At 72.5% G+C, this 4,160-nt stretch carries 4 protein-coding genes; 2 read left to right on the forward strand and 2 right to left on the reverse strand.

Features of this window, described 5'->3' with window-relative positions; genetic code table 11:
- Window positions 1-136: 136 nt before the first annotated feature.
- Window positions 137-604, forward strand: a complete 468-nt coding sequence (locus ACFXOA_RS32135) for a PPOX class F420-dependent oxidoreductase (protein ID WP_385035692.1) — start codon at window positions 137-139, stop codon at window positions 602-604.
- 8 nt (window positions 605-612) lie between these two features.
- Window positions 613-1,560, forward strand: a complete 948-nt coding sequence (locus tag ACFXOA_RS32140; RefSeq protein WP_385035694.1) for an NAD(P)-dependent oxidoreductase — start codon at window positions 613-615, stop codon at window positions 1,558-1,560.
- A 104-nt stretch (window positions 1,561-1,664) separates the two neighbouring features.
- Here the strand turns inward: ACFXOA_RS32140 and ACFXOA_RS32145 are convergent, their stop codons facing one another.
- Both ACFXOA_RS32145 and ACFXOA_RS32150 read right to left on the reverse strand, forming a co-directional pair.
- On the reverse strand, window positions 1,665-2,438 hold the full coding sequence (locus ACFXOA_RS32145) for a TetR/AcrR family transcriptional regulator (RefSeq protein WP_385035696.1): 774 nt from the start codon (window positions 2,436-2,438) through the stop codon (window positions 1,665-1,667).
- A gap of 80 nt (window positions 2,439-2,518) precedes the next feature.
- Entirely contained in the window at window positions 2,519-4,018 is a 1,500-nt protein-coding gene (locus ACFXOA_RS32150) for an MFS transporter (RefSeq protein ID WP_385035698.1), read from the reverse strand.
- Between the last annotated feature and the right edge of the window lie 142 nt (window positions 4,019-4,160).

Raw genomic sequence — 4,160 nt, forward strand, 5'->3', positions numbered from 1 at the left:
TGGGGCCGCCCCGCGGGGCGTGGTCGCCGGACCCCGACGCTCTGCGTCGACTCCCTCCTCCGCCTTGCGATGCACGGCACCAGGCCCCGCTCCCCGATCCGGCATGATCCGAACGAAAGACCCTAGGGTGGGTCGCATGGCACCGAACATCGCGACCAACACCGACGTGGACCGCGCCGCGCTCCTGGAGTTCGTGCGGCCCCGGCACCGGGCGATCCTGCTGACCACCCGGTCCGACGGCCGGCCCCAGGGCTCCCCGCTCACCTGCGGCGTCGACGACGCGGGCCGGATCGTCGTCTCCACCTACCCCGAACGGGCCAAGACCCGTAACGCCAGGCGGGACGAGCGGGTGAGCGTGATCGTCCTGTCCGACGACTGGAACGGTCCCTGGGTGCAGATCGACGGCTCGGCCGAGGTGATCGACTCACCGGATTCGGTCGAGCCCCTCGTCGAGTACTTCCGCAACATCTCCGGGGAGCACCCCGACTGGGACGAGTACCGGGCGGCGATGGTCAAGCAGGGGAAGTCGATCATCCGGATCACGCCGGAGCGCTGGGGGCCGGTCGCCACCGGCGGCTTCCCCGCCCGTCTGGCGGGCGGCTGAGCGGCCCGGTGAAACCGCCCCACCAGGCCGCGCTCGGCCGGGCCCTGCTGCTGACCTCCCCCTCCCTGGGCCCGGACGTGGTCCGCGCACTGGAACGGATCACCGGACGCCCCGCCGGAACGGCGCGCGACGCCGCGCCCGGCGTCCCCGTCGTCCACGTGGGGGACACGCTGCCCGAGGCGCTGCGGACACCGGAGCTGCTGTGGTTCCACAGCGTCAACGCCGGCACGGACTCCCTGCTCGCCTCCGGGCCGTGGCCCGGGGGCGCCCTGCTGACGCGGACCGTGGGGCGGATGGGCGAGCGGATCGCGCAGTACACGCTGGGCTGGATGCTCGCCGAGGCGCAGTCCGTCCCGGAGCACTCGGCCCAGCATGCCCGGGCGCAGTGGAACCGTCTGCCCTCCGAGCTGGTGGCCGGGACGACCGCCGTCGTCCACGGCGCGGGGCGCGTCGGCGGCGCCGTCGCCGCCCTGCTGCGGGCCTGCGGCGTACGCACCGTGGGTGTGGCCCGCACTGCACGCGCGGAGGCCCCGGGCTTCGACGCGGTGGTCCGGGCGGGCTCCGCCGAGGAGCGTGAGGCGCTCTCCCGGGCCCGGTGGGTCGTGTCCACACTTCCCCTGACCGGTGGCACCGAGCGCTTCTTCGACGCGCCGCGGTTCGCCGCCATGCGGGGCGCCACCTTCGTCAACGCGGGCCGGGGCGCGACCGTGGACATGCTGGCGCTGGAGACCGCGCTGCACGACGGGTCGGTACGCCGGGCGGTGCTCGACGTACTGCCCGACGAGCCCGCCGGGCCCGCTCACCCGGCCTGGAGTCTGCCCCGCACGGTGATCACCTCGCACTCCGCCGGGATCACGGCCGACGAGGACGTGATCACCGACTTCCGGGTGTGCTGGGAATCGGTCACCGAAGGGCGCACGCCCGCCCTGGCGGTGGACACCGAGCGCGGCTACTGACGCCCGGCGGGTGGACGGCCGACCTCCGTGGGCGGCCGCCCGGCCGCTGCGGGCGACGGACGGGCCCCGCTGCGGACGACCCCGCCGTGGGCGGCCGGCTGAGGCTATGCGGGGCGGGGCGCCCGCCCGCGCATCGCCTCGATGCCCGCGATCAGCAGGTCCAGCGCGAAGACGAAGTCCCGCTCCCGCATCTCCTCCACGTCTCCACCGCCACGCGCGGCCATCAGCTCCTCCGACGGCCGCATCACCTGCCGCAGCTCCGGGTCCGCGCGGATCGTGCTCATGGCACGGGCGACGTACTCGTCCTGGGTGAGCCCGGCTTCGGCGGTGCGCTGCACGAAGTGGCCCTCGGTGGTGCCGAATCCGTAGACGAACTGGAAGACGGCCGCCGTCGCGCCCGTCTGCCGTTCCAGCGGCAGCCCGGTGGCCCGTACGACGTCCTGGACGGCGTACGAGAAGAGCATCGAGTGCGGGCCGATGTTCAGGAACCTGCCCGCCAGGGCCGACGCCCAGGGGTGGCGGACCAGCATCGTGCGGTAGCTGGTGGCCAGTCCTCGCAGCCGTACCCGCCAGTCGGGGTCCTCCGGGGCGGCCGGGATCTCCCCGTAGACGGTGTCCAGGGCGAGTTCGAGGAGGTCGTCCTTGGTCTCGACGTACCAGTAGAGGGACATCGCGGTGACGTCGAGCTCGGCGGCGAGGCGGCGCATGGAGAACTTCGCGAGGCCGTCGGAATCCAGCAGCCGCACGCTCGCCGTGGTGATCCGCTCCCGGTCGAGACCGGTCGGCTGGTCCGCCCTGCGGGTGCGCGCCGGAGTCCGCGGGTCCAGCCACACGCTGACCCGCGAAGGGCTCTTCACACGGTCTGCGGCCGACTCCATGGCGCACGCTCCTCGTCTCGCGGTGGCACACCTGTGTGCCGGCACCTCTGTCACGATGCTATGCCCGCGACCTGGGGTGTTCAGTCCGCTTCCGCACGCTCCGCCCTGCGGAGCAGGGCCGCCGCGAGCAGGCCGCCCGCCAGCACCGCTGCGGCGCCCACGAGTTGGCTGATCTCCAGACCGGAGGCGAAGGCGTCCATGACCCGCTCGCGTTCCGCGGGACCGTCCGCCGAGCCGAGTACGGCGGGCAGGGAGGCGGCGCCCACGGCCCCCGGCACGAGGGCGGCGAACCGGGAGTTGAGCACCGCGCCGAGCACGGCGACCCCCAGCCCGTTCCCGAACTCGGCGAGGGTGCCGTTCACCCCGGCGCCCACGCCGGCCTTCTCACGTGGGATGGCACTCATGATCGCGTTCGCCATGGCGGGCATGGCGAAGGCGACCCCCGCGCCCATGACGACCAGGCCGAGCAGCATGCCCGGGTAGCCCCGTCCGCCGAGCAGCGCGATCGCCGCGAGTCCGGCGGCGAGCAGGGACATCCCGGTGGCGATGGTGACCGGGGTGCCCGCCCTGCCCACGAACCGGGCGCCGATCCCGGTGAGGTTGAGCGCGACGACGGTCAGGGCGAGCGGCGCGGTGCGCAGTCCGGCTTCCAGCGGCTCGTAGCCGAGTACGAACTGCAGGTGCTGGGTGAGGAGGAAGAGCGAACCCGTCATCCCGAAGGCGACCAGGACGGCACCGGCCACCGCGCCGGTGAAGCGCTGGTTCCGGAAGAAGTGCATGTCCAGCATCGGGTACGGGATGCGCAGCTCCCACAGGACGAACCCGGTGAGCACCGCGATTCCGGCGAAGGCGGTCAGCAGCACCGGGGAGGAGCTCCAGCCGTGTTCGGGGCCGGAGATGATCGCGTACACCACGGCCGCCATGCCGATGGTGGAGAGCAGCGCTCCGGCGAGGTCGGGCCGGTCTCCGCTCGGGTTCCTGGACTCCGGTACGAGCCGCACGACCGCGATCAGGCCGACGACCGCGACCGGGATGTTGATCAGGAAGATCGCACCCCACCAGAAGTGATCGAGCAGGGCGCCGCCGAGGAGCGGTCCGGCCGCGAACCCCAGGGAGTTGACGGTCGACCAGATACCGATTGCCTTGACGCGCTCGGTGTCGTCGAAGATCTGCACCACCACGGACAGGGTGGTCGTGATCAGCAGCGCTCCCCCGACGCCCATTCCCGCACGGGCGGCGATCAGCTGCCCCGAGGTCTGCGCGAGTCCGGCCACCAGTGAGCCGAGGCCGAACACCGCGAGCCCGGTGACCAGCATCTTCTTGCGCCCGTAGCGATCACTTGCGCTGCCGGCGGTGAGCAGCAGACCGGACTGGACCAGGGAGTACGCGTTGATCATCCACTGCACGTCGGCCGTCGACGCGTCCAGTTCCCCGGTGAGGGAGGGGATCGCCACGTTCAGGACGGTGTTGTCGAGCAGCACCGTGAGCTGGGCGAGGCAGATGACCCCGAGGATCAGCCAGCGCCGGGCGTGGCCGCCGCGGGGGGCGAGGTCGTTCTGTTCGGCGGAGGTCGCCGTCATTCGGACTCCTGGTTCCCGTGCTCTCGTACGGTGTACGTCTTAGGGCGCTGTACACCGTAAGGCGTTCCTGTACGCCGTACAAGTCGTTATCGGGATCCGTGCGAAGGAAGGGCGGTGGCCCCGGAGCACGTGCTCCGGGGCC

Origin of the sequence: Streptomyces sp. NPDC059166 (assembly GCF_042755185.1) — a bacterium.
GTDB lineage: Bacteria > Actinomycetota > Actinomycetes > Streptomycetales > Streptomycetaceae > Streptomyces.

What these genes read in the sequence shown, in the direction of transcription:
- ACFXOA_RS32135 (WP_385035692.1), top strand. Translation starts at nt 137, where the DNA reads ATGGCACCGAACATCGCGACCAACACCGACGTGGACCGCGCCGCGCTC.
- ACFXOA_RS32145 (WP_385035696.1), bottom strand. Translation starts at nt 2,438, where the DNA reads ATGGAGTCGGCCGCAGACCGTGTGAAGAGCCCTTCGCGGGTCAGCGTG.
- ACFXOA_RS32150 (WP_385035698.1), bottom strand. Translation starts at nt 4,018, where the DNA reads ATGACGGCGACCTCCGCCGAACAGAACGACCTCGCCCCCCGCGGCGGC.